The organism is Leclercia sp. M50 (genome assembly GCF_037150775.1).
Lineage (GTDB): Bacteria > Pseudomonadota > Gammaproteobacteria > Enterobacterales > Enterobacteriaceae > Enterobacter.
Genome location: NZ_JBBCPK010000005.1, coordinates 1 through 26,594, shown reverse-complemented (window position 1 = coordinate 26,594; position 26,594 = coordinate 1). Strand labels below are relative to the sequence as shown.

25 protein-coding genes and 3 pseudogenes are annotated in these 26,594 nt (G+C 55.8%); 6 read left to right on the top strand and 22 right to left on the bottom strand.

The features are described from left to right. Positions 1 to 114 precede the first annotated feature (114 nt). From WFM46_RS02040 to nfsA, 11 genes are all read right to left on the bottom strand, one after another. A complete protein-coding gene (locus tag WFM46_RS02040; RefSeq protein ID WP_336996974.1) occupies positions 115 to 1,569 on the bottom strand; it encodes a sensor histidine kinase in 1,455 nt (484 codons plus the stop codon). Further along, positions 1,566 to 2,258, bottom strand: coding sequence for a response regulator transcription factor (locus WFM46_RS02035; protein ID WP_103178865.1), 693 nt, complete (start codon positions 2,256 to 2,258; stop codon positions 1,566 to 1,568). Before WFM46_RS02035 ends, WFM46_RS02040 begins: the two co-directional genes overlap by 4 nt. A gap of 157 nt (positions 2,259 to 2,415) precedes the next feature. Then, positions 2,416 to 3,543, bottom strand: coding sequence for a 23S rRNA (uracil(747)-C(5))-methyltransferase RlmC (gene rlmC / locus WFM46_RS02030; RefSeq protein ID WP_336996973.1), 1,128 nt, complete (start codon positions 3,541 to 3,543; stop codon positions 2,416 to 2,418). A gap of 40 nt (positions 3,544 to 3,583) precedes the next feature. Next, on the bottom strand, positions 3,584 to 4,072 hold the full coding sequence (locus tag WFM46_RS02025) for a YbjO family protein (RefSeq protein WP_103178863.1): 489 nt from the start codon (positions 4,070 to 4,072) through the stop codon (positions 3,584 to 3,586). Positions 4,073 to 4,131: 59 nt separating this feature from the next. Then, positions 4,132 to 4,977, bottom strand: coding sequence for a putrescine ABC transporter permease PotI (potI, locus tag WFM46_RS02020; protein ID WP_103178862.1), 846 nt, complete (start codon positions 4,975 to 4,977; stop codon positions 4,132 to 4,134). Continuing rightward, positions 4,974 to 5,924 carry a putrescine ABC transporter permease PotH gene (gene potH / locus WFM46_RS02015; RefSeq protein ID WP_103178861.1) on the bottom strand — a complete coding sequence of 317 codons (951 nt, stop codon included), beginning with the start codon at positions 5,922 to 5,924 and terminating at the stop codon, positions 4,974 to 4,976. The genes potI and potH overlap by 4 nt, the downstream gene beginning before the upstream one ends. A 9-nt stretch (positions 5,925 to 5,933) precedes the next feature. Beyond that, positions 5,934 to 7,067: a putrescine ABC transporter ATP-binding subunit PotG gene (gene potG, locus WFM46_RS02010; RefSeq protein WP_103178860.1), complete on the bottom strand. Its 1,134-nt coding sequence runs from the start codon at positions 7,065 to 7,067 to the stop codon at positions 5,934 to 5,936. Positions 7,068 to 7,163: 96 nt separating this feature from the next. Continuing rightward, positions 7,164 to 8,276, bottom strand: coding sequence for a spermidine/putrescine ABC transporter substrate-binding protein PotF (gene potF / locus WFM46_RS02005; RefSeq protein ID WP_336996972.1), 1,113 nt, complete (start codon positions 8,274 to 8,276; stop codon positions 7,164 to 7,166). Positions 8,277 to 8,625: 349 nt separating this feature from the next. Beyond that, entirely contained in the window at positions 8,626 to 9,102 is a 477-nt protein-coding gene (locus WFM46_RS02000; protein ID WP_103178858.1) for a YbjN domain-containing protein, read from the bottom strand. A gap of 61 nt (positions 9,103 to 9,163) precedes the next feature. Then, entirely contained in the window at positions 9,164 to 10,066 is a 903-nt protein-coding gene (gene rimK / locus WFM46_RS01995) for a 30S ribosomal protein S6--L-glutamate ligase (RefSeq protein ID WP_336996971.1), read from the bottom strand. Between the two features lie 72 nt (positions 10,067 to 10,138). Next, positions 10,139 to 10,861, bottom strand: a complete 723-nt coding sequence (nfsA, locus tag WFM46_RS01990; RefSeq protein WP_103178856.1) for an oxygen-insensitive NADPH nitroreductase — start codon at positions 10,859 to 10,861, stop codon at positions 10,139 to 10,141. A gap of 181 nt (positions 10,862 to 11,042) precedes the next feature. Here nfsA and WFM46_RS01985 point away from each other — a divergent pair, with 181 nt between their 5' ends. Further along, complete coding sequence (locus WFM46_RS01985) at positions 11,043 to 11,312, top strand: GrxA family glutaredoxin (protein ID WP_159339230.1); 270 nt, start codon at positions 11,043 to 11,045, stop codon at positions 11,310 to 11,312. Positions 11,313 to 11,325: 13 nt separating this feature from the next. On the opposite strand, the gene WFM46_RS01980 is transcribed toward WFM46_RS01985, so the two are convergent. After that, complete coding sequence (locus tag WFM46_RS01980) at positions 11,326 to 11,715, bottom strand: inner membrane protein YbjM (protein WP_103178854.1); 390 nt, start codon at positions 11,713 to 11,715, stop codon at positions 11,326 to 11,328. Positions 11,716 to 11,988: 273 nt separating this feature from the next. Between WFM46_RS01980 and WFM46_RS01975 the strand changes: the two genes are divergently transcribed. The 3 genes and pseudogenes from WFM46_RS01975 to WFM46_RS01960 all read left to right on the top strand — a co-directional run bounded on the left by WFM46_RS01975 (position 11,989) and on the right by WFM46_RS01960 (position 16,160). Next, positions 11,989 to 13,674: an aspartate:alanine antiporter gene (locus WFM46_RS01975; RefSeq protein WP_103178853.1), complete on the top strand. Its 1,686-nt coding sequence runs from the start codon at positions 11,989 to 11,991 to the stop codon at positions 13,672 to 13,674. 411 nt (positions 13,675 to 14,085) lie between these two features. Further along, a pseudogene (locus WFM46_RS01965) lies at positions 14,086 to 15,145 on the top strand (phage terminase large subunit family protein); the annotation flags it as partial. Next, positions 15,145 to 16,160 (top strand): annotated as a pseudogene (locus WFM46_RS01960) (phage portal protein). The pseudogenes WFM46_RS01965 and WFM46_RS01960, both read left to right, overlap by 1 nt. 52 nt (positions 16,161 to 16,212) lie before the next feature. Here WFM46_RS01960 and WFM46_RS01955 read toward each other — a convergent pair. The 5 genes and pseudogenes from WFM46_RS01955 to WFM46_RS01940 form a co-directional block, all read right to left on the bottom strand. Further along, complete coding sequence (locus WFM46_RS01955) at positions 16,213 to 17,055, bottom strand: hypothetical protein (protein ID WP_336996970.1); 843 nt, start codon at positions 17,053 to 17,055, stop codon at positions 16,213 to 16,215. After that, complete coding sequence (locus tag WFM46_RS01950) at positions 17,045 to 18,094, bottom strand: DGQHR domain-containing protein (RefSeq protein WP_336996969.1); 1,050 nt, start codon at positions 18,092 to 18,094, stop codon at positions 17,045 to 17,047. Before WFM46_RS01950 ends, WFM46_RS01955 begins: the two co-directional genes overlap by 11 nt. A gap of 249 nt (positions 18,095 to 18,343) precedes the next feature. Next, positions 18,344 to 18,601 (bottom strand): hypothetical protein, encoded by a 258-nt coding sequence (locus tag WFM46_RS01945; protein WP_336996968.1) that lies wholly within the window; start codon positions 18,599 to 18,601, stop codon positions 18,344 to 18,346. Positions 18,602 to 18,669: 68 nt separating this feature from the next. Then, a complete protein-coding gene (locus WFM46_RS23795; RefSeq protein WP_442913438.1) occupies positions 18,670 to 18,819 on the bottom strand; it encodes a DinI-like family protein in 150 nt (49 codons plus the stop codon). After that, a pseudogene (locus tag WFM46_RS01940) lies at positions 18,820 to 19,368 on the bottom strand (replication endonuclease); the annotation flags it as partial. A 363-nt stretch (positions 19,369 to 19,731) separates the two neighbouring features. Here WFM46_RS01940 and WFM46_RS01935 point away from each other — a divergent pair. Both WFM46_RS01935 and WFM46_RS01930 read left to right on the top strand, forming a co-directional pair. Beyond that, a complete protein-coding gene (locus tag WFM46_RS01935) occupies positions 19,732 to 20,349 on the top strand; it encodes a hypothetical protein (protein WP_336996967.1) in 618 nt (205 codons plus the stop codon). 233 nt (positions 20,350 to 20,582) lie between these two features. Next, positions 20,583 to 21,119 carry a sterol desaturase family protein gene (locus tag WFM46_RS01930; protein ID WP_336996966.1) on the top strand — a complete coding sequence of 179 codons (537 nt, stop codon included), beginning with the start codon at positions 20,583 to 20,585 and terminating at the stop codon, positions 21,117 to 21,119. Here WFM46_RS01930 and crtB read toward each other — a convergent pair. The 5 genes from crtB to WFM46_RS01905 are packed head-to-tail and all read right to left on the bottom strand — an operon-like array spanning position 21,058 to position 26,572. After that, on the bottom strand, positions 21,058 to 21,984 hold the full coding sequence (gene crtB, locus WFM46_RS01925) for a 15-cis-phytoene synthase CrtB (RefSeq protein ID WP_336996965.1): 927 nt from the start codon (positions 21,982 to 21,984) through the stop codon (positions 21,058 to 21,060). The two genes, WFM46_RS01930 and crtB, sit on opposite strands and share 62 nt — an antisense overlap. Further along, complete coding sequence (locus WFM46_RS01920; RefSeq protein ID WP_301563667.1) at positions 21,981 to 23,459, bottom strand: phytoene desaturase; 1,479 nt, start codon at positions 23,457 to 23,459, stop codon at positions 21,981 to 21,983. Before WFM46_RS01920 ends, crtB begins: the two co-directional genes overlap by 4 nt. Further along, the gene (crtY, locus tag WFM46_RS01915; RefSeq protein WP_336996964.1) at positions 23,452 to 24,627 is read right to left on the bottom strand and encodes a lycopene beta-cyclase CrtY; all 1,176 of its coding nucleotides are present in this window, start codon (positions 24,625 to 24,627) and stop codon (positions 23,452 to 23,454) included. Before crtY ends, WFM46_RS01920 begins: the two co-directional genes overlap by 8 nt. Then, complete coding sequence (gene fni / locus WFM46_RS01910; RefSeq protein WP_156654175.1) at positions 24,627 to 25,655, bottom strand: type 2 isopentenyl-diphosphate Delta-isomerase; 1,029 nt, start codon at positions 25,653 to 25,655, stop codon at positions 24,627 to 24,629. The genes crtY and fni overlap by 1 nt, the downstream gene beginning before the upstream one ends. Beyond that, positions 25,652 to 26,572 (bottom strand): polyprenyl synthetase family protein, encoded by a 921-nt coding sequence (locus tag WFM46_RS01905; protein ID WP_336997003.1) that lies wholly within the window; start codon positions 26,570 to 26,572, stop codon positions 25,652 to 25,654. The genes fni and WFM46_RS01905 overlap by 4 nt, the downstream gene beginning before the upstream one ends. Between the last annotated feature and the right edge of the window lie 22 nt (positions 26,573 to 26,594).

Below are 26,594 nucleotides of genomic sequence, written 5' to 3'. Positions count from 1 at the left end.
CGGCCTGCGAATGGTGCTGTCTGATGCCCGGTGGCGGCTTCGCCTTACCGGGCCTACGATGGTGCGGTTTGTGGTTTTGTAGGCCGGGTCAGGCGAAGCCGCCACCCGGCGTTTTTATAACGGCACATAGAAGCGAAAACGCGCCCCTTTCGCCGCCTCCATCAGCCTGATCCCCCCGCCGTGCAGTTCCAGCATCCTTTTGACGATCAACAGCCCCAGCCCGCCGCGATTGTCCCGCGACGCCTGCTGGCTCAGCGCTGAAGGCCGCATAAAGAGATCGTCGCGCAGGTGTTCATCCACCCCCGGCCCGCTGTCGTTCACTTCCACCTGCAATTGCTCGCCCTCCAGCCACACCTTCAGCCCGATCTCGCCGCCCGGCGGCGTATGGCGGATGGCGTTATCCAGCAGATTGGTGACCACCCGCTCGATCATCGACAGATCGGCGTTGATCATCGGCAGCTGGCGCGGTACGTCGATATGCAGCCGCAGCTTGCGCGTCTCTACCGCCAGGTCAAACTTTTGCGCCACGTCGGAGATGAGCTCCCCGATAGCAAAGCGCTCCCGCTGGGGCTTGATGCTGCCGTGCTCAAGGCGCGCCAGCTCAAACAGCTGCTGCGACAGATGGCGCACTTTATGCCCCTGACGCAGGGCAATGGCGAGATAGTGCTGCGTCTCCTCTGCGGATAGCGTACCCGATTTCAGCGACAAAGTTTCCAGATAGCCCAGCAGCGCGGTCAGCGGGGTACGCAGATCGTGGGAGATATTGGCGATAAACTCCCGGCGCTGCCGGTCGCTGTCGGCCAGCTGATCCCACTGGCTGGCAATCTGCTGCGCCAGTTCGATAAAGGTGTTGCGCAGCAGGGCCACTTCATCAGAGGGCGCGGTCTGTATGGGCTGGGTGGCAAGCTGTTTGATGACGTGCATACTCTCGCGATCCAGGCCGCTCACCTCGTCGGTTAACTTCTTCACCGGCCGGGTCACCCAGTACCAGACCAGGCCGCCCGCCAGCGCGCCGAAAAGGGCCACCAGCAGCAGCGACCAGAGCACCGTGCTCCAGAGCGTTTTCTGCCATGCCTGTTCCGCCAGCGCGTTCAGCTCTTCACCCTGCAAAATGATGTAGAGATAGCCGCGCAGCACGCCGTCCTGATGCAGCGGCACGGCGCTGAAGACCTTCTCTCCCGTCAGGCTGCGCGGGTCGTCGCCGTAGACCGGCATCATCCCGCCGCTCAGGAACTGCTGTACCGGCGCAACGTCGAGGCGCTGGCGTTTGATATGCCCCGGCGGCGCAGCATCGGCAAGGATCTGCCCGTCCGGGGAGAGGATGTAGAGTTCCACGCTGGGGTTGTAGGTCATCAGCCTGTCGAACAGCGGCTTGAGGCGGGAGCGATCCACCTGCCCGTGCGCATCCAGCAGGGTTTCGCGCTGGGCGATGTGCTGCGCCAGCCCGCCGGAGAGACGCTGCACCATGGCGTTGCCATACTGCATACTGGTCCAGAGCTGCACCGCGCAGGCCACCGCCGCACAGCCCGTCAGCAGGAGGATGAAGATCAGGGTGAGACGGCGGATCATAGCGGGCGTTCCGCAAACAGATAGCCTTTACCCCAGACGGTGCGGATGATCTCCGGCTCGGCGGCATCTTTCTCAATTTTTACCCGCAGACGATTGATATGGGTGTTGACGGTGTGCTCGTACCCTTCGTGCTGGTATCCCCACACCTGTTCGAGCAGGGCGAGCCGGGAGAAGACCTCGCCGGGATGGCGGGCAAAAAAGTAAAGTAAGTCGAACTCGCGCGGCGTCAGGTCAACCACCTCGCCGCGCAGCAGCACGCTGCGGGCCAGCGGGTCGATGGTCAGGCCGTGGGCATTAATCAGCCCGGACGTTTGCTGCCCCATCGCCTGCTGACGGCGGAACAGCGCCCGGATGCGCGCCACCAGCTCCTGCACCGAGAAGGGTTTAGCCAGATAGTCATCGGCCCCGGTTTCCAGGCCCAGAATACGCTCGGTTTCGCTGCTGCGGGCGCTGATGATAATCACCGGCAGGTAGTGGTCCCGGGCGCGGATCGTTCTACAGAGGGTCAGCCCGTCAACGTTGGGCAGCATCAGATCGAGGATCACCGCGTCCCAGTGAGGTTGCCCGAGCAGCTGCTGCGCCCTGCCCCCGTCCGCTTCATGGGTAATCACGTAACCTTCGTCTTCTAAATTGAGGCGCAGTAACGCGGCGATATCGCCGTCGTCCTCCACCAGCAGGATGTGCTTCATCGGTCAGCCTTATTGAATCTTAACTGCTAAAGCTTACCTGATTTCCGGGGAGGGAAACGTTCACATTTTGTTTAAGATTGTCGTCGGGTGGCGGCTACGCCTTACCCGGCCTGGGAAACCGTAAGCCCGTGCAAGCGTAGCGCCGCCGGGCAAGGTCTCAGGATTTAACTAATAGCGTCAGCACTTCATAGTGTGCAGTGTGCGGGAACATATCGAACAGCTGCACCCGCGCAATCCGGTAACCGGGCAGGTCGCGCATGTCTTTCGCCATCGTCTGCGCATTGCAGCTGGAGTAGATAATAAACTCTGGCGCCATCTGGCTCAGGTAGTCGCACAGCGCCTTACCGATCCCGCGACGCGGCGGGTTTACCAGCACCAGCTCCGGCACGTTGCCCTGGCCGGTGGCGAACTGCGTCGAATCGAGCGCCTGGAAGTGCAGATTCGTCAGCCCCAGTTCCGCGGCGGACTGGGTGGCACAGGCGATCGCCTCGGCGGAGATCTCAATCCCGGTCAGCTGCATCTGCGGGGTGGCGCAGTGCAGGCCAAAGCCACCGACGCCGCAGAAGAGATCCCACATATGGTTAACCGGTAGCCCGCGCACCCAGTCGCGTGCGGTGGCGTACAGCTCGCTTGCCACGGTCGGGTTGGTCTGGAAGAAGCTCTTAGGGCGGATCCACAGCGGCACGTCGTTAAAACGCTCTGCCAGCGCCTGGGCGTCGGTGAGGAAGATCTCCTCTTCCCCTTCCATGATCGCCATATGCACCGGCTGAATATTGGCGGTAATCACCTTCAGCTGCGGCAGCTGTTCCTGTAGCCACGGCAGCGCCGCGCGCAGCTGGGGCAGCTTGGCCTCAGAGCGCAGCACAAAGCGCAGCATCATCCCGCCATCAAGCTGGCTTTCGGTGAGCAGAATGTACTTTAACTCGCCGCGCTTGCGTTCCACGTTGTAGGGCGTCAGGCCCGCGCGGGCAATAAAGGGTTTCAGGGCGGCAAAGACCGGCGCGAACGAGGCCGGATAGAGCGGGCAGTCGGTCAGATCGACAGGGGTGCCGTCGCGGTGCAGCATGCCGAGCAGCGGTTTTTCGACGCTGCCGCTGACCACCATTTTGGCTTTATTGCGAAACGCCTGTTCCGGCCCGCTGACCGGCGCGCACCACTCCGCCACCGGCAGGCCAGAGAGCAGCGTCTGCAAATCGGTCATTTTGGCGGAAAGTTGTGAAGAGACCGGCTGCGCTATCCACTGACAGGAGCGACAGCGACCGGCATCATAGAGTGCGCACTGCATAACGAAACCTTAATACGTCTGGGGGCAGCGATTATACACGTTATTGCAGACGGAAAAACCGTCGGCTGGCCGCAGGCACAAACAGCAGGCCGAGCACCAGGATGTCGGGCAGTTTTTGCATCACCAGAGTGTGGAAAATCTCGCGCTTTGACTCGCCAGGGATGCTGAACAGCTCGGGATAGCCGTAGCCCAGCGAGGCGGACCACAGATAGCCGGTGGCGGTGATCTGAGTCAGCAGGTAGATAATCCGCGCCCAGTTACGCCCTTTCACCAGCGAAAAGGCGCAGTAAATTTCGATAAAGACCAGCATCAGGCTGGCGAAAAAGACCAGCGTCAGGCTCCAGGTCTGTACGCTGCGGTGAACAAATTCGCTCAGCCCGCGCATCCCCAGCGTATTGAAAATCATAAACACATCGAGGCAGCGGATCATGATAATGGCGAGCGCCGCCACCTGCACCAGAGCAGGGACGTTCAGACGGGCATGCGAACGGCTTGTTTTCGTGAAAAATCCCAACGTGATGTCTTCCATGAAACGATGCCGCGATAACGCGGCATCTTAATTTCGCTTCTTTGCAGATTTTAGGAGCTTCAGCCGCGTCTTGCACGTTGGATATCGCGCTGACGCTGTTTTTCAGACCGCGCCATCAGATACCAGGCAATCAGCCCGATGATGCCAACCACGCCGAGAATCAGCGTCGCCAGGGCGTTGATCTCCGGGTTGACCCCCATGCGCACGCTGGAGAAGACCAGCATCGGCAGCGTGGTGGCCCCCGGCCCGGAGACAAAGCTGGCGATCACCAGGTCGTCCAGCGACAGGGTAAAGGCCAGCAGCCAGCCGGAGATCACCGCCGGCATGATCATCGGCAGGGTGATGATGAAGAAAACCTTCAGCGGCGTCGCCCCGAGATCCATCGCCGCCTCTTCAATGGAGTGGTCCAGCTCGCGCAGGCGCGAGGAGATGACCACCGCCACATAGGCGGTACAGAAGGTGACGTGGGCCAGCCAGATGGTGAGCATGCCGCGATCCGATGGCCAGCCGATGGCATGCCCCATGGCGACAAACAGCAGCAGCAGCGACAGGCCGGTGATAACATCGGGCATCACCAGCGGGGCAGTGATCATAAAGGCGAAGCCGTTGGCCCCGCGAAAACGACCAAAGCGCACCATCACCACCGCGGCAATCGTGCCCAGAATGGCCGCCATCGTCGCCGCGCAGGCGGCAATGGTCAGGCTTAGGCCCACGGCGCTCATCATCGCCTCGTCGCGGAACAGCTCGCCGTACCAGCGCGTTGACCAGCCCGCCCACACCGTCACCAGCTTGGAGCTATTGAAGGAATAGATCACCAGCATCAGCATCGGCGCGTACAGGAAGGTAAAGCCGAGGACCAGGATCAGGATCCGCCACGGAGAGCGCACTACCGGTAAATTGTTCATCCGTGATCTCCCATCTGTTTCTGCTGGTACTTGTGGAACCACATGATCGGCACGATCAACAGCAGCAACATCACGATCGCCACCGCCGAGGCCACCGGCCAGTCGCGGTTATTAAAGAACTCCTGCCAGAGCACGCGGCCAATCATGATGCTGTCCGGGCCGCCGAGCAGTTCCGGGATCACAAACTCTCCCACCGCCGGGATAAACACCAGCATCGACCCGGCGATAATCCCACCTTTGGTCAGCGGCACTATCACGCTGAAGAAGGTTTTCATCGGACGGGCACCGAGATCCAGCGCCGCCTCCACCAGCGAGTAGTCGATGCGCGTCAGGGCGGTGTAGATAGGCAGCACCATAAACGGCAGATAGGCGTAGACAATGCCGATATAGACCGCCAGATTGGTGTGCAGAATGGTCAGCGGCTGGTCGATAACCCCGAGCCAGAGCAGAACGTTATTCAGCACGCCGTTGTTTTTCAGGATCCCCATCCAGGCATAAACGCGGATCAGAAACGAGGTCCACGAGGGTAAAATCACCAGCAGCAGAAGAATATTACGCGTTGAGGGCTTGCTGTGCGCCACCGCCCATGCCAGCGGATAGGCCAGCAGCAGACAGCAGATCGTCGAGATAGCCGCGACCTGCAACGACTGCAGATAGGCCTCAAAATAGAGTGGATCCTCGGTCAGCTGCAGGAAGTTGCCCAGGTTAAGCATGATCGACAGCTGACTGTCCCCCCACTCCAGCAGATCGCTGTAGGGTGGTATCGCCCGCGCCATCTCCGCCAGGCTGATTTTGAACACAATCAGGAACGGCAGCAGAAACAGCAGGATCAGCCACAGATAGGGCAGCGCAATCACCAGCTTACGCCCGTGGGCCATCTGCATACGGGTCAGCCAGCTGGTATCAATGCCCGCCGCTACGCGGGTCGCAGGTTCAGGTTTGTTCATCGCCCTTCCTTATACCGTCAGCACAACACAGCTATCGGCTTCCCAGCACAGACGCACTTCGTCACCCCAGGTTGGCAACCCCTTGCGGTAGCGGAAGGTGTTCTGCAATTGCGCACTGATCATCTGCCCGCTCTTCAGGCGGACATGGTAGATGGAGAGATCGCCGAGGTAGGCGATATGCACCACTTCCCCCACGGCAAAGTTGTAGCCATCCGCGGGCGCCTCTTCGCAGAGGGTGATTTTTTCCGGGCGCAGGGCCACGTAGACCGGCACGTTATCCACTACCGAGTTGTCCGCCGCCACTTTCAGGGGATGGATCAGCCCCGGTGAGTCAATCACCAGCCCGTCCTCTTCACGGCTTTTCAGCAGCCCTTCAAATACGTTCATGGAGCCGATAAATTCGGCGCTGTAGCGGGTGGTCGGGTGCTCGTAAATCTCTTCCGGCTCGCCGATCTGCACGAACTTGCCGCGGTTCATGATGGCGATACGCCCGGCCATGGTCATCGCCTCTTCCTGGTCGTGGGTGACCATCACGCAGGTCACGCCCACGCGCTCAAGAATATCCACCACTTCCAGCTGCATACGGTCGCGCAGCTTTTTATCCAGCGCCCCCATCGGCTCATCGAGCAGCAGCAGCTTTGGCCGCTTCGCCAGGCTACGGGCCAGGGCCACGCGCTGACGCTGGCCGCCGGAGAGCTGGTGCGGCTTGCGCTTCGCAAACTCCTGCATATGCACCAGGCTCAGCATTTCGGCCACGCGGGCGGTGATTTCCGCTTTTGGCAGTTTGTCCTGCTTCAGGCCAAAGGCGATGTTCTGCTCCACGGTCATGTGCGGAAAGAGGGCATAAGACTGGAACATCATATTGATCGGGCGCTGATAGGGCGGCACCCGGGAGAGGTCGACGCCATCCAGCATAATCTGCCCGGCGCTGGGCTGTTCAAACCCGGCGAGCATGCGCAGCAAGGTCGATTTCCCGCAGCCAGATGCGCCAAGCAGAGCAAAAATTTCACCTTTGTAGATAGTCAGGCTGACATCATCCACGGCATTCTGACCATCAAAAGATTTGGTCAGGTTACGGATTTCCAGCAGCGGGGTCAGCGCTTTACGGGTTTTCGCCTGCGGGCGGGGGATCGCGTCGTTCACGGGGTGCTCTCCGGCATCAATCAAAATGGTGCATACGCACCAGAACGGTGCGCCTGTTGCCGGGGGCGGTACGCTTGCCCGGCCTACGACGAACGGTTATTTACCGCTTTTCACTTTCGTCCACGCCCGGGTACGGACGCGGTCAATTTTCGGCTCCTGCACGCTCAGGGTAAACATCTTGGCGCGCACGTCTTCTGGCGGGTAGATCCCCGGGTTATCACGCACTTCAGCGCTGACAAGCTTCGTGGCCTCTTTGTTACCGTTGGCATAGAAGACGTGGTCAGAGATGTGGGCGATCACTTCCGGGCGCAGCAGATAGTTCAGGAACTGATAGGCTTCCTCTTTGTTTTTTGCATCGGCTGGCATCGCGAAGACGTCAAAGAAGGCCATTGCCCCCTCTTTCGGGATCGAATAGGCGATATTCACGCCGTTTTTCGCCTCTTTCGCGCGGTTCGCCGCCTGCCACACGTCCCCTGCCCAGCCGATGGCTACGCAGATATCGCCGTTTGCCAGATCGTTGATGTACTGGGAGGAGTGGAAGTAACGGATATTTGGACGCAGCTTCAGCAGCAGGTCGGTGGCCGGACCGGTATAGTCATCCGCTTTGGTGCTGTTGGGATCTTTGCCGAGATAGTTCAGGACGGTGGCAAAAATCTCTTCAGGCGCATCAAGGAACGACACGCCGCAGCTTTTCAGCTTCTCGAGGTTCTCTGGCTTCAGCACCAGATCCCAGCTGTTTACCGGCGCATCGGCACCCAGCACCTGCTTCACTTTCTCGACGTTATAGCCAATGCCGGTGGTAGCCCACATGTACGGCATGGCGTATTTGTTGTCCGGATCGTGTTTGGCGATAAGCTTCAGCAGCTCAGGGTCAAGGTTTTTCCAGTCCGGTAGTTTGCTTTTATCCAGCGGCTGGAAGACGCCGGCGGAGAGCTGACGTTCCAGGAAGCTGGCTGAGGGTACCACCAGGTCAAAGCCGGTGCTGCCCGCCATCAGTTTGCCTTCCAGCACTTCGTTAGAATCGAAGACGTCATAGACGACTTTAATCCCGGTCTCTTTTTCAAAATTCGCCACCGTATCCGGAGCGATATAATCAGACCAGTTGTAGATATGCAGCGTTTTTTGCTCTGCCGCCAGCGAGCCTGCAGAGACCGCCATCAGCGCGCCCGCAACCAGACCCGATAACCATTTTTTATTTAAAGCGATCATAGCGTTAATCCTTCTGAAAGCACGTTAACAAACGCACTAAAAATGAACACTCTTAGCCTATGCAAGAAACGTGCATAATTTATCACTCCGCCTGTAGCAGAAGATGTTACTCAGGTGGCTGTATCTGCTCGCGTTTAACAGCATCGCAAGAATAAACTGTAGCTTGTCTCCGTAGCTATAGCTCAGATTAAAAAACGCCTTTTAACAATTTTTTATGCAAGAAGTATCTATGTGATAAGCCGAATTGGCGGGATGGCGGTGAATAATTCTTTAAAGAAAGGTTAAAGTCAGCAGAAAAACGGGTGTTATGCAGCCGCCACAACAGCGACTGCCTAAATGTCAGACAGGTTTAGTGCAGAAAATTGCCCGCAGATTCAGGCTGCTCAGCGCCCTCTTCGGCGTTGTAGAGCAGATGATGGGCGCTGGCTTCCAGCATCACCATAGAGATCTGCTCTTCGCTCTGCTGGATAAAGGCCGCGAACTGCGGGAAGGTCAGCCCAACGGACGCGGATAAAGACTGGCAAACCACCAGCTTTGGCAGATTATCATCCTGTATATCGAGAAATGCTTTTACCGTCAAAGAACTGGCATTGATGGCGGACAAATCCGATGCTAAGGCCAGCAGCGCCGAGGGTTTGACCTCTGCCAGCGCGGAGAAAAGAATGACGTCATTGATCAGATCGAGCTTGGCATCGAACACGCCGTCAAAGTTTTGCATGTGCGGCAGGTGCAGCGCCTGGCAGGTGTCGCATTCAAAAAAGCTGACGCCCATGTTGTCCAGCCAGTGGCGTAACGTATCAAGTGTCGGTACTACAAGTGAATCCATAACGGTGGAACCCCTTCAAAAAAATAGTGCCTGGTCCAGGCCACACTGTGCGGCAGGCCAGTTATCCGCCCGTTTTCAGGCAAAACTCCGGCGTGGCATGGCGTTCAATCCAGCCGATCATCTTCCCGGCGATATCAATCCCGGTGGTTTTCTCAATGCCTTCCAGCCCTGGCGAGGCGTTGACTTCCATCACCAGCGGCCCTCTGTCGGCGCGTAAGATATCGACCCCGGCAACGTCCAGCCCCAGCGTTCTGGCGGCCAGCAGGGCCATCTCCCGCTCGCTTGGGGTGATCTCCACTACCCGGGCTACGCCGCCCCGATGCAGGTTAGAGCGAAAATCGCCCTCTTTCGCCTGACGCTCGATGGACGCAACCACTTCATCGCCCACCACCAGGCAGCGAATATCGCGCCCTTTCGCCTCTTTAATGTACTCCTGCACCAGAATGTGCGCGTTCAGGCCGCGAAACGCATCCACCACGCTCTCTGCCGCCTGGCGGGTTTCGGCCAGCACCACGCCAATGCCCTGGGTGCCTTCAACCAGTTTCACCACCAATGGCGCGCCGCCGACCATCTCGATCAGATCGTGGGTGTCGTCGGGCAAATGGGCAATACCGGTGATCGGCAGGTCGATTCCCTGGCGGGCCAGCAGTTGCAGGGAGCGTAGTTTGTCACGCGCCCGGGTGATCGCCACGGATTCATTCAGCGGATAACTGCCGAGCAGCTCAAACTGGCGCAGCGCGGCGGTGCCATAAAAGGTGATAGCCGAGCCAATGCGCGGAATAACCGCGTCAAAATGCGGCAGCTGGCGCCCTTTATAGTGAATAGAAGATGCCGCCGGGCTGATATTCATATAGCAGGACAGCGGATCGAGGATTTCCACCAGATGGCCGCGCTGCTGCGCCGCTTCACGCAGGCGTTTACACGACCAGAGCGTTCCATCCCGGGACAATATGGCAATTTTCACCCTGCACCTCTCAGACATGATCTGGTAAAAGCCTGCGTATCATACACGCAGGCAGGCGCAGGATGAATGGACTTATCGCGTCGCCCAGCCCTGTTTGTGCAAATAGTCGAGAATAAACGGACGATTTTCTTTGATGATGGTGCGCCGGATATGGTCACTCCAGGTGTCGCGGCGGTTATTGGTCGCGCGGCTGAGGTAGTAGTTCGCCAGCTCTTCGTCGTACTGTGCCAGCACTGCTTTATCGACCGGCTGATAGTGGTTTTCATGCATCACCATCGCCGCAGGCAGGCGCGGCTTGACGTCCGGGTTATCCGCAGGCCAGCCCAGGCAGAGGCCAAACAGCGGCAGGACATGCTTCGGCAGCTGCAGCAGCTCGGTCACCGCCTCAATGCTGTTGCGGATACCGCCAATGTAAACCCCGCCCAGCCCCAGCGACTCCGCCGCGGTCATGGCGTTCTGCGCCAGCATTGCGGTATCCACCACGCCCAACAGGAGCTGCTCGGCGAGTCCCAGCTGTGCTTCGGGGCAGATTTGCAGATGGCGGTTGAAATCAGCGCAGAAGACCCAGAACTCCGCCGCCTCGGCTACGTGCTTCTGCCCGCCGGTGAGGGTCACCAGCTGTTCACGCATCGCGGGATCGGTAATGCGGATGATGGAACTGCACTGCAGGAAGCTGGAGCTGGAGGTTCCCTGCGCGCCGGCAAGAATGGCCTCACGCTGGGCATCGCTGATGGGTTGATCGGTAAAATGGCGAATGGAACGGTGGGAACGAAGCAGATCAATTACGGGCGTCATGCGGTCTCTCTGTACGGGCGTTAATGACAATATCGCCAGTATAGGCAAAGAAAAGGCGGCTGTAATTGGCGAAACATAGCCTGGAGGTATCAATGTAACAGGCAGAACCTGCTTTTCATTACCGATAGTTATCGGCAATATAGCGTCATTCGCCGTCAGGCTTCGTTTCAGGAGAGAGAACATGTTTGCAGTAATTTTTGGACGTCCAGGCTGCCCTTACTGTGTGCGCGCTAAAGATCTGGCAGAAAAACTGACCGCCGAGCGTGATGATTTTAACTACCGCTACGTGGACATTCATGCCGAAGGCATCACCAAAGCCGATCTGGAAAAAACCGTCGGTAAGCCGGTTGAAACCGTACCGCAGATCTTCCTCGATCAGAACCACATCGGCGGCTTTACCGATTTTGAAGCCTATGCCAAAGCGCACCTCGGGCTGTTTGCTGCCCAGTAAGCCTTTCTCGCCCTCACTCTGAGGGCGTTTTTATTCTTGCCCGGCGGTTCTCCAGCGCCCGGCGCACGAACAGAAAGAACAGCGCCCCCAACGCACACCAGAAGACCCCACTTAACAGCCAGGCCATCTCCTGCACAATCGTGCGTGAAGGGATAAAGACCAGACGCATCACCACCAGACAGAGGGGCGCGGCGAGTATTGCGCCGAGCAGCGGCCGGATGACCTCTCCTCCGCGGGAGACAAAACTGGCGGCAGCACCGGGCAAGGTGAAGAACAATAATCCCAGCTCAGGACGCCCGGCGGCAATAAATGCCCCCCTTACGTTGAACGTCAGGCAGATGCACACGCCGGTGAAAAGTAAAAAACAGCAAGCCACCCCAAACCAGTTACGTTTAATATTCAAATCGTCCCCCTACAGCGCGGGCAAATTCATTTTTCGTCCACTGGACGCACAATCAGATGGTTTATATGGCATTCCATGCCTGAACGGCGCGTCGTTACGCAATCACGAGCAGATGTTGCTGTCTGTTATAAATAAAGTAATAGTTTGGTATTATTATTCGATATATATTATAGTGTGCGGCCGGGAGCCGCAGCGCTCCTCAACACCGGGAAAACAGTAGCCTAAATCACCTGTCCCTTCAACCACTTACTGGTAAACAAGAAGTTATCCTTCGTGAACATAAACGTCGCAGAATTGTTAAACGGGAATTACATCCTGCTATTATTTGTAGTACTGGCGCTGGGCCTGTGCCTGGGTAAATTACGCCTGGGATCAATCCAACTTGGTAATTCTATTGGCGTTTTAGTCGTCTCGTTATTATTAGGCCAGCAGCATTTCAGTATTAACACGGATGCCCTTAATCTGGGCTTTATGCTGTTTATTTTTTGCGTCGGTGTTGAAGCCGGACCTAACTTTTTTTCTATTTTCTTCCGCGACGGCAAAAATTACCTGATGCTGGCGCTGGTGATGGTCGGCAGCGCCCTGCTGATTGCGTTAGGCTTAGGCAAACTGTTTGGCTGGGATATCGGCCTGACGGCGGGCATGCTGGCCGGTTCGATGACCTCCACGCCGGTGCTGGTTGGCGCGGGGGATACGCTGCGCCATCTGGGGCTGGATAACGCCCAGCTCTCTATGGCGTTAGATCACCTCAGCCTTGGCTATGCCCTGACCTATCTGATTGGTCTGGTGAGCCTGATCGTGGGGGCTCGCTATCTGCCGAAGTTACAGCATCAGGATCTGCAGACCAGCGCCCAGCAAATCGCCCGCGAACGCGGTCTGGATACGGACAGCAAACGCAAAGTCTACCTCCCGGTGATCCGCGCCTACCGTGTCGGCCCGGAGCTGGTGGCCTGGGCAGACGGTAAAAACCTGCGCGAGCTGGGCATTTATCGCCAGACCGGCTGCTATATCGAACGCATCCGCCGTAACGGCATTCTGGCGAACCCGGACGGCGACGCGGTGTTGCAGATGGGTGACGATATCGCCCTGGTCGGCTACCCAGATGCCCACGCCCGTCTCGACCCGAGCTTCCGTAACGGCAAAGAGGTCTTCGACCGCGACCTGCTGGACATGCGCATCGTCACCGAAGAGATCGTGGTGAAAAACCACAACGCAGTGGGCCGCCGTCTGGGTCAGCTTAAACTGACCGACCACGGCTGCTTCCTCAACCGGGTGATCCGCAGCCAGATTGAGATGCCTATCGATGACAACATCGTGCTGAACAAAGGCGACGTGTTGCAGGTGAGCGGCGACACGCGCCGCGTGAAGACCGTTGCCGACCGCATCGGCTTTATCTCCATTCACAGCCAGGTGACCGACCTGCTCGCCTTCTGCGCCTTCTTTATCGTCGGCCTGATGATCGGGATGATCACCTTCCAGTTCAGCAATTTCAGCTTTGGCATCGGCAACGCTGCCGGCCTGCTGTTCGCCGGGATCATGCTCGGCTTCCTGCGCGCCAACCACCCTACCTTCGGCTATATCCCCCAGGGGGCGCTGAACATGGTGAAAGAGTTTGGCCTGATGGTGTTTATGGCGGGCGTCGGCTTAAGCGCAGGCAGCGGCATTGGCCACAGCCTAGGCGCGGTAGGCTGGCAGATGCTGGTGGCCGGGTTAATCGTGAGCCTGGTGCCGGTGGTGATCTGTTTCCTGTTCGGCGCCTACGTGCTGCGTATGAACCGCGCCATGTTGTTTGGCGCCATGATGGGGGCGCGAACCTGTGCGCCTGCGATGGAAATCATCAGCGATACCGCGCGCAGCAACATTCCGGCGCTGGGCTACGCGGGCACCTATGCCATCGCTAACGTATTGTTAACCCTCGCGGGGACGCTAATCATCATCATCTGGCCGGGTCTGGGATAAAAAATTTTTGCGCAATGACGAAAAAATTTTCGCTATGCGCAGAACTTTTCTGCCAGACGTCAGTCATAACTATTGCCACTGCTTATCTTTGATGTCCCCAATTTGTGGAGCCCATCAACCCCGCCGTTTTGGTTCAAGGTTGATGGGTTTTTTGTTGTCTTGAATTTATAATTTTACAAATAAATCACTTAAGCTATTGAATTCCGGCTCCTTCGCAAACATCTGGCGCTAAATACGGCCTTTCTTGTTGCCGGTCGTGGCCCGATGCAACTCCTAACCGCTACCATCGGAATCAAGCTACAGCCTGATATTGTGTTGCTGAGTGCGGCATATCTCTTGCGCCAATTGCTCCATCATACGGCCGTGTGAAGCAGGAGCGAGATTCGTAGCAACGCCGCCAACCAATCCACCACCAACGTTCGCACAGCGCAGAACTACCACTGCAATCTGTAACTAGATAATATTTTTGGATACCGAAATTCCAAGAGCTGCGCAAAGTGGCCTCCGGGATGGCCATTCACAAAAAATGGCGGCAGTCCTACTTTTCCACACCATCCAGCCTGACTCACAGCGCCTATCCGTTTTGGTCCGGTGCACTGTTCAACCGGGGCCGCAACAAAGCGGACAAGGTGGATATTGCCTGACCCACAGCAATCTGGCCCCGGGCCTGCGCTGCCCGGACGGTCAGTATCGCCAGATCGTCACCGTGGAAGATGCGGTGCGCGGTGGCTGCAACCAGTTCGATCTCGACCAGCTGCGCATGGAGTACAGCCCGGACGAATACCAGAACCTGCTGATGTGCGAGTTTATTGACGATCTGGCGTCAGTATTCCCGCTGAGCGAGCTGCAGGCGTGCATGGTGGACAGCTGGGAAGTCTGGTCCGATTTTCAGGCGCTGGCGCTGCGCCCGTTTGGCTGGCGCGAAGTCTGGATCGGCTATGACCCGGCGAAAGGTACGCAGAACGGCGACAGCGCCGGGTGCTTGGTCATGGCACCGCCCACGGTGCCGGGCGGCAAGTTCCGCATTCTTGAGCGGCACCAGTGGCGCGGGATGGACTTCCGCGCCCAGGCTGACGCGATCAAAAAGCTGAAGCAGCAGTACAACGTGACCTATATCGGCATTGACTCGACCGGCGTCGGCCACGGCGTGTATGAGAACGTGAAGGCGTTCTTTCCTGCCGTGCGCGAGTTCGTCTACAACCCGAACGTGAAAAACGCCCTGGTGCTCAAGGCATACGACATTATCGGCCACCGTCGTCTGGAGTTTGACGCCGGACACACTGACATTGCGCAGTCCTTTATGGCATTCCGCCGCGTCACTAATGCCAGCGGGAACCGCCCCACCTACGAAGCCAGCCGCAGCGAAGAAGCCAGCCATGCCGATCTGGCCTGGGCAACGATGCACGCACTGTTTAACGAACCGCTGCAGGGCGAAGCCGCCAATACCAGCAATATTGTGGAGATTTTTTGATGGGCAAGAGCAAGAAAAACCGCGCTGCAGTTCAGCGCAGCAGCGGCGCATCTGCAGAAGCTCTCAGCTTTTGCGACACGATCCCGGTGCTGGACCGCCGGGAATTGCTGGATTATGTGGAGTACGTGCAAATGGACCGCTGGTATGAACCGCCAGTGAGTTTTGACGGGCTGGCGCGTACCTACCGCACCGCCGTGCATCACAGCTCACCGATTGCAGTGAAACGCAACATTCTGACCAGCACCTTTATCCCGCACCCGCTGTTGAGCCAGCAGGCTTTCAGCCGCTTTGTGCAGGACTATCTGGTGTTTGGTAACGCCTACCTGGAGAAGCGCACCAACCGCCTTGGCGGTATTCTGTCGCTGGAGCCATCGCTGGCAAAATATACCCGCCGCGGCGTGGATCTGGATACTAATGGTTTGTGCAGTACGGCATGACTACGCAGCCGTATGAGTTCACAAGAGGCACTATCTTTCACCTGATGGAACCGGACTTAAACCAGGAGATTTACGGCCTACCGGAATACCTGTCCGCCATCCCCTCCGCCCTGCTGAACGAGTCCGCCACCTTGTTCCGCCGGAAGTATTACATCAACGACAGCCACGCGGGATTTATCATGTACATGACTGATGCGGCGCAGAATCAGGAGGACGTGAAAAACATCCGTCAGGCCATGAAAAGCGCCAAAGGATCTGACAACTTCAGCAACCTGTTTATGTACTCGCCCAAGGGTAAAAAGGACGGTATTCAGATCATCCCGCTGTCTTAGATGGCGGCGAAGGATGAATTACTGAATATCAAGAATGTGAGCCGTGATGACATGATGGCCGCACACCGCGTACCGCCGCAGATGATGGGGATCATGCCCAATAATGTTGGTGGATTTAGCGATGTTGAAAAGGCCAGTAGCGTTTTTGTCCGCAATGAATTAGTTCCGCTGCAAAAACGATTAAAGGAACTTAACGAATGGGTAGGGGAGGAAGTAATTTGTTTTGAATCTTATACTCTATATTAACCAAGTACTTAATCAAGGATGAAACTATGGCACTTGAAGTGCCATAGCACAACTATTCTTCCATAACCAAAATGTCAGCATCATTAAGTAACAATTCCTGTAACAATGACATATTCATGAGACCTGACTTTTTGATAATAGCTTTTAAAACAACGTGTCTTTCATAAGTTAACAATTCAACTCCCCCCTTCCTAAAGGTATCAACCAACTCATTTATTAATACTGATGCAGTGGCTAATAAACTATGCTCTTCAATAAAACAATAGGTATAGTAAGTATCGTTTATATAACTCACTAACAACCCTTCCAGACGATTTATATCCCTCAAATCCTCTGGCACAGCTTCATAGCCGTAATCAGGTTCAATGAAAGACGAACTCCTATAATTTACAAGTTCTCTACACTGGACTGCCCACTCAAAAACGCTAATTGAATTAATTGTGTTTGTATGGAGCTTGTGAGTTCTACATAATTCAGCAAATGCCTTAATAGTTGTTTTGTGATCGCCTTTTACTCTATTAGTGGAAATACGCATAGGCACAGCATTTTCCATACACTCCAAATAATAGATCTCTCCTTTTCCATTTTTAAAAATAGCATATCCCTCAAGTAGCAAAAAAGCTCTTAAAGAATAAAAAATGGAATAATATAGTTTGATTATTGCCCACGATGAATGCCCCCTTCTAAGGCTGAATAATGCTTCCAGAAAACTTACCGATGCCTTGTAAAAAACATTTATCGAATCATCCCTAATAGCATCGCTCAAATCTGACAATTTACTAGCAGATAACTGGATCGAATCAATTCTATCTTTATATTGATGTAACTGAGTGGGATCCGAGCATCCCACTTCAGCTTCAATAAATACCTGGCAAAGATATCTTTTAAAATTCATATTCATCCTGAGAAGGTAGTGATGATAGTACGTTCTCCTCCAGCAATTCTTTTACTCTTTTTCTTGCTGTTTTACCATCATGATTCTTTAATTCATCCCATGTAATAAGTGTCGATTTCTCTAACGAGATAACTGATTTAATTGTATCAACAGTAAATGATTTCCTTTCAACGCATTGTGAAAGTAGTTTTTCAGTTAAGAAATCAATAGCACCTGCAAAGCCAGCGGCTTTTACAAATGGATTTTTAGCTTTGCTATTCCAAATATTTTCTTTATCGTAATAATATTTGATACCATTGAAGAAATTTATAATCAAATTGCGTTGATTATCATAGGTCCTGACATTATATTTCGCAAATGTTCCCGCTGGCTTAACGTGTTCTTTTAAAGATTGAACAATGGTGGATAGCTCAATACTACCGACACCACGAGGTGAGCCAGGGAATTTTATTAGCTTATAAAATGGAGAAATCTCTAAATCATTTAACTCACGCGCAATATCAGTTATACGATTTATCGCATGAGTTTCATCATCTTCGAGCTCACCAAAAAGATCGTAAATTAAACTCTTAGGAACTGGTTTTTGTTCTGTGTTAATATTTAAGAAAATCTTTGCTGCTTGTTGTGTAGTTAATGATTCACACAAGGTAACTAATATATCCATCTCTCCAACTTTGGAGTCTTCCTGCATAGCTTCTTCTAAACCAGCTAATCGATGCTGACCATCAATAACCTGAATAGATGCAGGAATAAAATCAAAAGAAATAATACCGTCTTTAACTTTTATCTTTTTATCAGAATTAGTCCAATTCAAAATGAATGAACTAAAGAATATATTACCATCAAGAACATATTTTTTAATACTTGTTATTCTTCTGCTATTAAGTACACGCTGAACAGCCCCCTCCTCATTATCTCGCCCTCGTACAGCAACATAATACATCGGAATAAGTTCTTTTACCTTCATTGAGAAAGTAAATGCAGGAATATCACCAAAAACTGTTTCTAGACACTGATAACTAAGTTTTTTTATTGCCATTATTCATTTACCTGCTTTATCAGTCAGTTGAAAATTTCGCTAACATATTATAACAATAGAGGTTACCACACAATAATTCACCGTTGCGCGCGCTCGTATCCCCGCCACGCTTGCCCGCTTTATGGAGTGGTTTTCATTCAGGTGCATGACATAAGCAAAAGCCCACCAGAACTGGCAGGCCTGCGTCAAAACGATCCTCAAACAATCATGCGATCTCATGCGGCATAGTCATGCACTTGCACGTTTCGGTCAGAACAACGAAAAGTTATCATCAAACTTGGTGCTTCGGGCCTCAACTTTCTCGTAATGAAGGAGATAAACCACGCCATCATGCAGCGAAAATGGGAATTCGAGTTCGAGCCAGAAAAGATCATCATAGGTGCGGCCTAACCAGTAACCGCCGCCGCACTCTTCAGGCCGCTGAAAAAATACCCATCCTCCCGGGTGATACCTCTCAAGACGTTCCCCGCGATAATCGATCTGGTAATTGTCGTCTTTCTTTCCCATAGTTAACGCCTCGTTTCACTCATTGTTCAACCTTCCCCCATCAGAATGAATTCTTTCGGGGGCAACGTTCAGTGTAACCAGCTGTCGTCTTCCCAGACCTGCTGCAGAATTTCCATTACACGTTCCTTATCTTCAGCCTGTTTTACACCGCTAAGTTCGATGCCATTGGCGCTGCCTTTGCGGATTCGGATAGCTGTTTTAGGGAAGAGGGAGCGCAATTTACGGGGAACCAGGACGCCGCCCTGCTTCATGATATAGGCGGCAAAGCAGTCCCCGTCTGCGGCAGCCAGCACGGCATCCAGCCGTGCATTTTCCAACACTGGCGCACCGGCTTTTTTTATCGCCCTGTACTCTCGCGGCCTATTCGGCCAGCAAACGCAGCTCGCGATAAGCCTTACGTCCTGGAATACCGTAGAAGCGAAACTGCAGAGCGCGGTGCAGGGATACCTAGGCGCTAACGTGCTCGGCGCTGTCACGCAGCGATTTGCCAGTTTCCTTGCTGATCTCTTTCGCCAGCCCGCGCCCGTCGATGTTCTTGCTGTTATATTTGGCGATGTAGCAGGTTGGCGTGCCGTGCCTTTGCGAGGGTTGATGAGTTCAGATTTGAAGCGCGGACCGTTGTTGTTGCCGCGTTCAGCGCGTTCTTCACGAATGGCAAATTTGCGCAGCAGCGCAGTGAGCGGGCGACGGTCTTTTTTTCGCATGAAGCACAGCAGGTGCCAGTGCACGGTGCCGTCATGATGCGGTTCAGCAACGCGGACGCCATAACCAAATAAATTGCAAGGTTTTTAGGGAGTGGTCCGTGCACTTTTAGGGCTGGATACCACAGCAGAATAAGACGAAGATTTCAAGGCTGTTTTGAGCCATCTTTATTCATTGACCAATGACACCAGACTTTACACACTTATGTAAGTTCTGCGCAGGGTGCGGGAAGGAAAATGTACATTCTCAAACCTGGTCACCCCGACGGTCGCGTAATGCTCTACATAAACAATAGCAAATTTACTAAGCACATTTTTGTTTCAATTAATAGCCATCAATTTACGCGGTAAAATAAAACTCATATTTTACTGATTTTTGCCGATAACCTCATCTCACCTTTCACTATATGCGCAAACTGAGGAATACGAATGAAAGTTGAAAGCAATTGGTTCGACGAGCTTCTTAAAGTAACAATATACCGCGATCTCTTGTATCGGGCTTCTATCTGGACGCTATTTCCTTTAATAACGCTAATTATTAACTGGAGAAGCAATAATTATTCTGCAGCAGATTATTTAATGAAGGCATATGCATCAACTATGCCTGCTCTGAATTTTGTTTTTCCGGTAAGCACAATTATGGTACTCATTGCTTTATATACAAAACACCGTGAGAGCATCTCTTCCCCAAAATGTCAGAATGTTAAAAAATTCTATCACACGTTCAGACGTTTCACTTCCGATGTCCTTATCTGGATAGCAGGTGCATTGACCGGTTTAACGCTTTTGACCTTTATCAACTTTGGCATATTGTTTTATGATAACCCTCAAGATTTGACAATAGATAATATCGTCAAAATATTTCTTTCACTGTTCATACTTTTAGCCGTCCTGGGTTATTGCTTAACGACTTATGTTGCGATAAGAAAAGAAAAGACTTTTCACTTTACGTCACCAAAATTAAACAAAGGATGGATTGTCACTGTTATTTATGGTGCTGCAATTGCAGTATGGTACGGTTATCTTAATTATCATAATATTCTTTAGCGACAGCCTATAAATAATGGCAACAACCTGGATCATCAGGACTGCATAACGCTGACTCCAGGTTATTTATTTAGCTTAAATGTCTTTATCACATTCTTTTGCCATGGGATGTTACAAGCGGTCATCGATTTTATTATCATAAAAACCGGTTCGCATACTTCTCCCCCCTTCTCCCAATTACCTGTTACGCTTAATACCTGAGACCACAATCCCCCCGAGCCCAAGGAGCCCCAATGCTCGCGTTGTACAACACAGTGATCGTGCTTTTAACCGTTGCCGCCATGGAACTCGTCGCCGCTCTTTCCCACAAGTACATCATGCACGGCTGGGGATGGGGATGGCATGAATCGCACCACGAGCCACGCACCAGCTGGTTTGAGGTGAACGACCTTTACGCCGTGGTATTCGCCGTGCTGGCGATTGTGCTGATTGCACTAGGAACGTGGGGCCTGTGGCCGCTGCAGTGGGTTGGCGCCGGGATGACGGCCTACGGCGCGCTCTACTTTATGGTGCATGATGGGCTGGTGCATCAGCGCTGGCCGTTTCGCTATATCCCGCGCAAGGGTTATCTCAAGCGTCTGTATCTGGCGCACCGTCTGCACCATGCGGTGCGGGGCAAAGAGGACTGCGTCTCCTTTGGTTTTCTCTATGCCCCGCCGGTAGAAAAATTGCAGGCGACGTTACGCCAGCGCAAGGCGCGTCGCGCGGCTAGCGAGGGCGCTGCCAGAGTTGAGCCGGACGCGGCGACGGCGTCGCAAAACGAGAAGTAAGCGCCAGCAAGGCGCCTTTTAGCAGTAATCCCGATTTTTCCACCGAGCTGGTGCCCTGCCGATTATCCCAGGCGCGGGCACCCGCCGCGCTCACCTTCACGCCAATTTCACGGTACACCCCGTGCGCCGAGGCGATTGCCCACGCGGATCGCAGCGGTAGCCCGGGCAGACCTTGCCGGGCAGAGGCATAGTAAGGCTCGGCTTCGGCCACCAGCCTCTGGGCAATGCCCGCGAGAGGTTGGCGCATCTGGGGTGAGGTCATTGCCGCCGGGTCGATGTCCGCCTCCGCCAGCCACCGGGCCGGCAGATAGCAGCGACCAACCCGGGCATCCTCGACAATATCCCGGGCGATATTGGTGAGCTGAAACGCCAGGCCTAAATCGCAGGCGCGATCGAGCACCGCTTCATCGCGGACACCCATCACCCTCGCCATCATCAGCCCCACCACCCCCGCCACGCGATAGCAGTATTGCAGGGTGTCATCGAAGGTCTCGTAATGGGTCTCGCGCACATCCATGGCAAAGCCATCCAGATGATCGTAAGCCAGCTGGAGCGGGATGTTGTGCCCCAGCGCCACCTCCTGAAAAGCGGCAAAGGCGGGTTCATGCATTTCGCCCCCCTCCCAGGCGCGCAGGGTCTGACGTTTGAGCATCTCAAGGCGTTGCTCGGCCGGGGCGATCTCCACGGGAGTGACGTTAAACCCCAGCTCCTGCCCGTCGATCACGTCGTCGCAATAGCGGCACCAGGCGTAAAGCATCAGCACGCTACGCCGGGTAGCAGGATCGAACAGCTTCGCGGCGGTGGCAAAACTTTTTGACCCCACGGCGATGGTGTCGGTGGCGTGATCCATCAGGGTTGTGTTCATCGGGAAAGCGCCTCCAGCATCAGTCCTGCCGTTGCTTTGGCCGAGCCGATCACCCCGGGAATACCGGCGCCTGGGTGGGTACCCGCCCCAACCAGGTAGAGGTTGGGGATGCGGCTGTCGCGATTGTGCGGCCGGAACCAGGCGCTCTGGCGCAGGATCGGTTCCACCGAAAAGGCGGAGCCCAGATGCGCCCCAAGTTGGTCGCGAAAATCAAACGGGGTAAACATGCGGTGAGTCACCAGCTGGCTGCGCAGCCCTGGCATGTAGTGGGCTTCGAGATAGGCAAAAATCCTGTCGCGCAGGCGCGGCCCTTCAACGTCCCAGTCGAGATCCGCCGTTCCCAGATGCGGCACGGGCGCTAACACGTAGTAGCTGCCGCAGCCCGGCGGGGCCAGGGAGGGGTCGGTGACGCAGGGGGCATGCAGGTAGAGGGAAAAATCCTCCGCCAGGGCGTTTTTATTAAATATCTCGTCGATAAGCGCTTTATAACGCGGCCCGAAACAGACGGTGTGGTGGGCCAGATCGTGCTGCTTATTGAGGCCAAAATAGAGCACAAACAGGGAGTTACTCATCCGTTTTCGCTTAAGCGAGGCCGCGCGCGCCGCCCCTGTGGGATGATGTCCCAGCAGCTTTTCATAGGTATGCACCACGTCGGCATTGGAAGCCACCGCCGCGACCGGGATCGTCCGGCCATCCTTGAGCGTGACGGCGCTGATACGATCGCCGTCGGCCTGTAGCCGGGTCACCTCCGCATTCAGCTGTAGCTCGCCGCCCAGATCCTGGTAGAGCTTCACCAGCCCCTGCACCAGCGCCCCGGTGCCGCCCCGGGCAAACCAGACGCCCCACTCCCGCTCAAGGGCGTGGATCAGGGTGTAAATGGACGAGGTGGCGAAGGGATTGCCCCCCACCAGCAGGGAATGAAACGAGAACGCCTGGCGCAGCTGTTCGTTCTCGATAAAGCGGGAGACCATGCTGTAGACGCTGCGCCAGGCCTGAAGGCGGGTAAGCTGCGGCCCGGCGCGAAGCATGTCGCGAAAAGAGAGGAACGGCACCGTGCCAAGCTTGAGATAGCCCTCGTTAAACACCTCCCGCGAATAAGCGTGAAACTTGCGGTAACCCTCTACATCGCGCGGGTTAAATCGTCTTATCTGCTCTTCCAGCCGGGTCTGCACGTTGTCGTAATCAAAGACTTCTCCCGTCTCCCAGCAGAGGCGATAGAACGGGGTCACCGGCAGCAGCTCGACATAATCGGCCATGCGTTTACCAGCCAGGGTAAAGAGCTCTTCAATGGCGCTGGGATCGGTTATCACCGTCGGCCCGGCGTCGAAGGTGAATCCCTCGTCGTGATAAACATAAGCGCGTCCGCCGGGCTTATCCCGCTGCTCCAGCAGAAGCGTGTTGATGCCCTGCGCCTGCAGCCGAATGGCCAGCGCTAATCCGCCAAAACCGGCGCCAATAATCACTGTTTTATTCATGGTGAAACGCTCGCATCCGGGGAGTGAGTTTCAGTATGGCGAGCATCGCTTCGCCGACGGGTACCGGGGGCTTGCCTGCCAGGATCCGCGCTTTATCGGCCAGGGTAATGTTTCCGGCGTAAAAGCGGGCAATCAGCCCTTCGTTAAGAGAGTAAAACCGCTGCATCACCTGCCAGCGCTTATCGGCATCCCCCGCCAGGAAGAGCATGCGGTTGAGGGAGCGGAAAAAGCGCTGCTCGCGCCACTGGCGCAGGGCGTAGCGATGGATAACGGAAAAAAGCGCGGCTGCGCTGCTATCCGCGCTTGCGGCAATGGCCTCGGCCAGCGCCACCGCGTGGGGCAGGGAATAGCCGGTGGTGGCATGAAACAGCCCGGCGCGCAGGCCGCTGCAGGGCTGTTTGTCTCGCCCCTGCCAGAAGGCCGGGAACTCGCCCGCCAGCATAATGGGGAGGTCGCCCTGCTCTTCGCGCTCAAGATGCGCCAGCCCCCAGCCCTGCTCGCGGGCATAATCGGCGATGTTTTGCCGCGCAACGCCAGCATCCAGTCGGGCGGCGTCAACGTAGTGAGTATCTTCGATCAAGAGTTCGGTGGCGGAAAGCGGCAGCGTGTAGACAAAGCGATACCCGCCCTGCTGATTGACCGTGGCATCCATCAGGATGGGCCGGGTCAGGCCATGGGGCTCGCTCAGACGCCACTGCTGGCCGAGGAAAGACTGGCTGCCGGTAGTAAGATGCCTGTCCGCTATGTAGCCCCGACCATCAATGACCGCCCGGGCCTGGAGCGTGGTGCCATCAGCAAGCGTTACCGACGTCGGGGTGAGTGCGGAAACTGCGACACGGGTATGCAGATTGTCGCCGCAGGTCGCGGCCAGCACCTCGGCAAAACGTTCGGAGGTGATGCTGAGATAGTCCCCGGGAAGGGTGCGGTTCAGGTCCGGAAAGCGGACGTCATACCCCTGCCAGCGGTGAGCCACCAGCGGGGCAACCCAGCGATGCTGTTCCGGAGTAATGTCGCCCTCGTGAAAAGACCAGGTGTGATTCCCGCCAGGCTTACTGTCGGCCTCAAGAAGCAGTACGCGCAGCGCCGGCTGTAGCTGTCGCAGGCGTAAGGCGATCAGCCCGTTGGCCAGTCCGCCGCCCGCTAAGATGATGTCCCATGCTGGCGCCATTACGTTTGCGCCACCAGCGTGGCCTGACGCAGCTGGGCCAGGTTTGCACTGCCGGTGCAGAAGCAGGCGACGCGCAGCTGGTCGATAATCACCTGAAAATGGTCGATAACCGCCTCGCTGGAGGTTAACGCGCTTTGCAGCACGCCGGCCGCCTGCCCCACCAGGCTTGCGCCTAAGCGGATCGCTTTTGCCACCTCAATGCCGTTGGCGATCCCGCCCGAGGCCACCAGCGGCATATCGGGCAGCGCCTGATGCAGATCCTGGAGCGCCGTTGCGGTCGGGATCCCCCAGTCGGCAAAGGCCATCGCCACCGCCCGGTCGTGGGCATTAACGGCGCGTTCGCCCTCAACCGCCGCCCAGCTGGTGCCCCCGGCACCGGCGACATCCAGCATCGCCACACCTGCCGCGACCAGCTTGCGGGCCACCGGTACCGAAATCCCGCTGCCCACCTCTTTGACCACCACCGGCACATGCAGCGCCTCGACGGTGCGATGGATGGCATCGATGACGCCGCACCAGTTGCGATCCCCGCCATGCTGCAGCGCCTCCTGCAGCGGGTTAAGGTGGATGATGAGCGCATCCGCCGCAAGGGTCTCGACGGCCCGTTTGGCATAATCCAGCCCCTGTGGTCCCGCGATTTGCGCCGCGCCGAGGTTGGCCATCAGCACAATGTCCGGGGCAACGGCTCGCAGTTCGCGCGTCAGGCCATACCTGGCGTCACTCTCTAGCGCCACGCGCTGGGAGCCCACCCCCATCGCCAGCCCCAGCGTCTGGGCGGCGGTGGCAAGGTGTTGGTTAATCTGGCTCGCCCGGCGGGTGCCGCCGGTCATGGAGCTTATCAGCAGCGGCGCGTTCAGGGTTCGGCCAAACAGCGGGGTCGAGAGGTCAATCTCATCAAGATGCAGTTCGGGCAGTGCGCAATGCCCGAAGCGCCATTTTTCAAAGCCGCTGGTACACTTTTTTACGCCGGGCGTGCTGTTAAGGACGATATCGAGATGATCGCTTTTACGTTGCGACAGGCTGCTCATTGACACTCCGACAGGGATAATGACAGGCTCTGGCTGATAAGCGTCAGCTGTTTTTCAAACCAGATGTGAACATAGTAGCGGGCGGTATTTCCCGGATGACAGGCGGTAGCAATATGCTGATCGGCGCTGCGCACGTGCTCGCGCAGCCGCAGGAAGACACTCTCTGCCCCGAGCACGGCAACCAGCGTCGATTTGTCTTTATCCTGATGCGGATCTTTGCCGTTGGCACTGGAGCCATCGGTCAGGTCATCAATCAGCTGGAAGGCCTGGCCGAGATCGCGGGCAAAAAAGCGCAACCGTTCGCTGACCGGAGGTGGCGCGTCGGCCGCAATCGCCGCCAGTTGCAGGGTGGCGTTAAACAGGCTGCTGGTTTTCAGCTCATTGGTCAGGAGGATCTCATCGGTGTTTCGGTTCTGGCGAGCCTCATTGAGATCGCGAAATTGTCCCTGCACCAGCCCCATATGCCCCACGGACGCAGAGAGCTCAGCAATCGCCCGCGCTTTTGCCTCGTGGTTCAGCGAAGGCGTGCGGGAGATGACGCAAAAAGCGTGACTGAGCAGCGCCACCGCCGCCAGAATCGCCACGTGTTCGCCATACTGGTAGTGAACCGTAGGCCGCCCGCGGCGGAGCGTAGCGTTGTCCATGCAGGGCATGTCATCCAGGATCAGGGAGGCGACATGGACCATCTCAATGGCGCAGGCCAGATCGAGAATGCCCGTCGGCTCTGTTTTGTAGCCCATATCCCGCGCCGCCAGCAGCAGCAACAGAGGGCGCATGCGCTTGCCCGCGACAAGCGTGGCATCGCGCATGGCCGCATAGACCTGCCCTTCCTGCTCTCCCGCAGGCAAAAGTTGTTCGAGACGTTGCTCAAACGCAGACAGCAGCATTTTCACATCATCTTCATGACTGTGGGTCATAGTGTCTTCCCCGGTGTTATGG

What these genes read in the sequence shown, in the direction of transcription:
- crtY (WP_336996964.1), bottom strand. Translation starts at nt 24,627, where the DNA reads ATGGCGCCAGCATGGGACATCATCTTAGCGGGCGGCGGACTGGCCAAC.
- fni (WP_156654175.1), bottom strand. Translation starts at nt 25,655, where the DNA reads ATGAGCAGCCTGTCGCAACGTAAAAGCGATCATCTCGATATCGTCCTT.
- WFM46_RS01955 (WP_336996970.1), bottom strand. Translation starts at nt 17,055, where the DNA reads ATGAATTTTAAAAGATATCTTTGCCAGGTATTTATTGAAGCTGAAGTG.
- WFM46_RS01985 (WP_159339230.1), top strand. Translation starts at nt 11,043, where the DNA reads ATGTTTGCAGTAATTTTTGGACGTCCAGGCTGCCCTTACTGTGTGCGC.
- crtB (WP_336996965.1), bottom strand. Translation starts at nt 21,984, where the DNA reads ATGAACACAACCCTGATGGATCACGCCACCGACACCATCGCCGTGGGG.
- potF (WP_336996972.1), bottom strand. Translation starts at nt 8,276, where the DNA reads ATGATCGCTTTAAATAAAAAATGGTTATCGGGTCTGGTTGCGGGCGCG.
- rlmC (WP_336996973.1), bottom strand. Translation starts at nt 3,543, where the DNA reads ATGCAGTGCGCACTCTATGATGCCGGTCGCTGTCGCTCCTGTCAGTGG.
- WFM46_RS02040 (WP_336996974.1), bottom strand. Translation starts at nt 1,569, where the DNA reads ATGATCCGCCGTCTCACCCTGATCTTCATCCTCCTGCTGACGGGCTGT.
- WFM46_RS02035 (WP_103178865.1), bottom strand. Translation starts at nt 2,258, where the DNA reads ATGAAGCACATCCTGCTGGTGGAGGACGACGGCGATATCGCCGCGTTA.
- WFM46_RS01905 (WP_336997003.1), bottom strand. Translation starts at nt 26,572, where the DNA reads ATGACCCACAGTCATGAAGATGATGTGAAAATGCTGCTGTCTGCGTTT.
- potH (WP_103178861.1), bottom strand. Translation starts at nt 5,924, where the DNA reads ATGAACAAACCTGAACCTGCGACCCGCGTAGCGGCGGGCATTGATACC.
- potI (WP_103178862.1), bottom strand. Translation starts at nt 4,977, where the DNA reads ATGAACAATTTACCGGTAGTGCGCTCTCCGTGGCGGATCCTGATCCTG.
- WFM46_RS01945 (WP_336996968.1), bottom strand. Translation starts at nt 18,601, where the DNA reads ATGGGAAAGAAAGACGACAATTACCAGATCGATTATCGCGGGGAACGT.
- WFM46_RS02025 (WP_103178863.1), bottom strand. Translation starts at nt 4,072, where the DNA reads ATGGAAGACATCACGTTGGGATTTTTCACGAAAACAAGCCGTTCGCAT.
- WFM46_RS01950 (WP_336996969.1), bottom strand. Translation starts at nt 18,094, where the DNA reads ATGGCAATAAAAAAACTTAGTTATCAGTGTCTAGAAACAGTTTTTGGT.
- WFM46_RS01935 (WP_336996967.1), top strand. Translation starts at nt 19,732, where the DNA reads ATGAAAGTTGAAAGCAATTGGTTCGACGAGCTTCTTAAAGTAACAATA.
- WFM46_RS01930 (WP_336996966.1), top strand. Translation starts at nt 20,583, where the DNA reads ATGCTCGCGTTGTACAACACAGTGATCGTGCTTTTAACCGTTGCCGCC.
- nfsA (WP_103178856.1), bottom strand. Translation starts at nt 10,861, where the DNA reads ATGACGCCCGTAATTGATCTGCTTCGTTCCCACCGTTCCATTCGCCAT.
- WFM46_RS01920 (WP_301563667.1), bottom strand. Translation starts at nt 23,459, where the DNA reads ATGAATAAAACAGTGATTATTGGCGCCGGTTTTGGCGGATTAGCGCTG.
- WFM46_RS02000 (WP_103178858.1), bottom strand. Translation starts at nt 9,102, where the DNA reads ATGGATTCACTTGTAGTACCGACACTTGATACGTTACGCCACTGGCTG.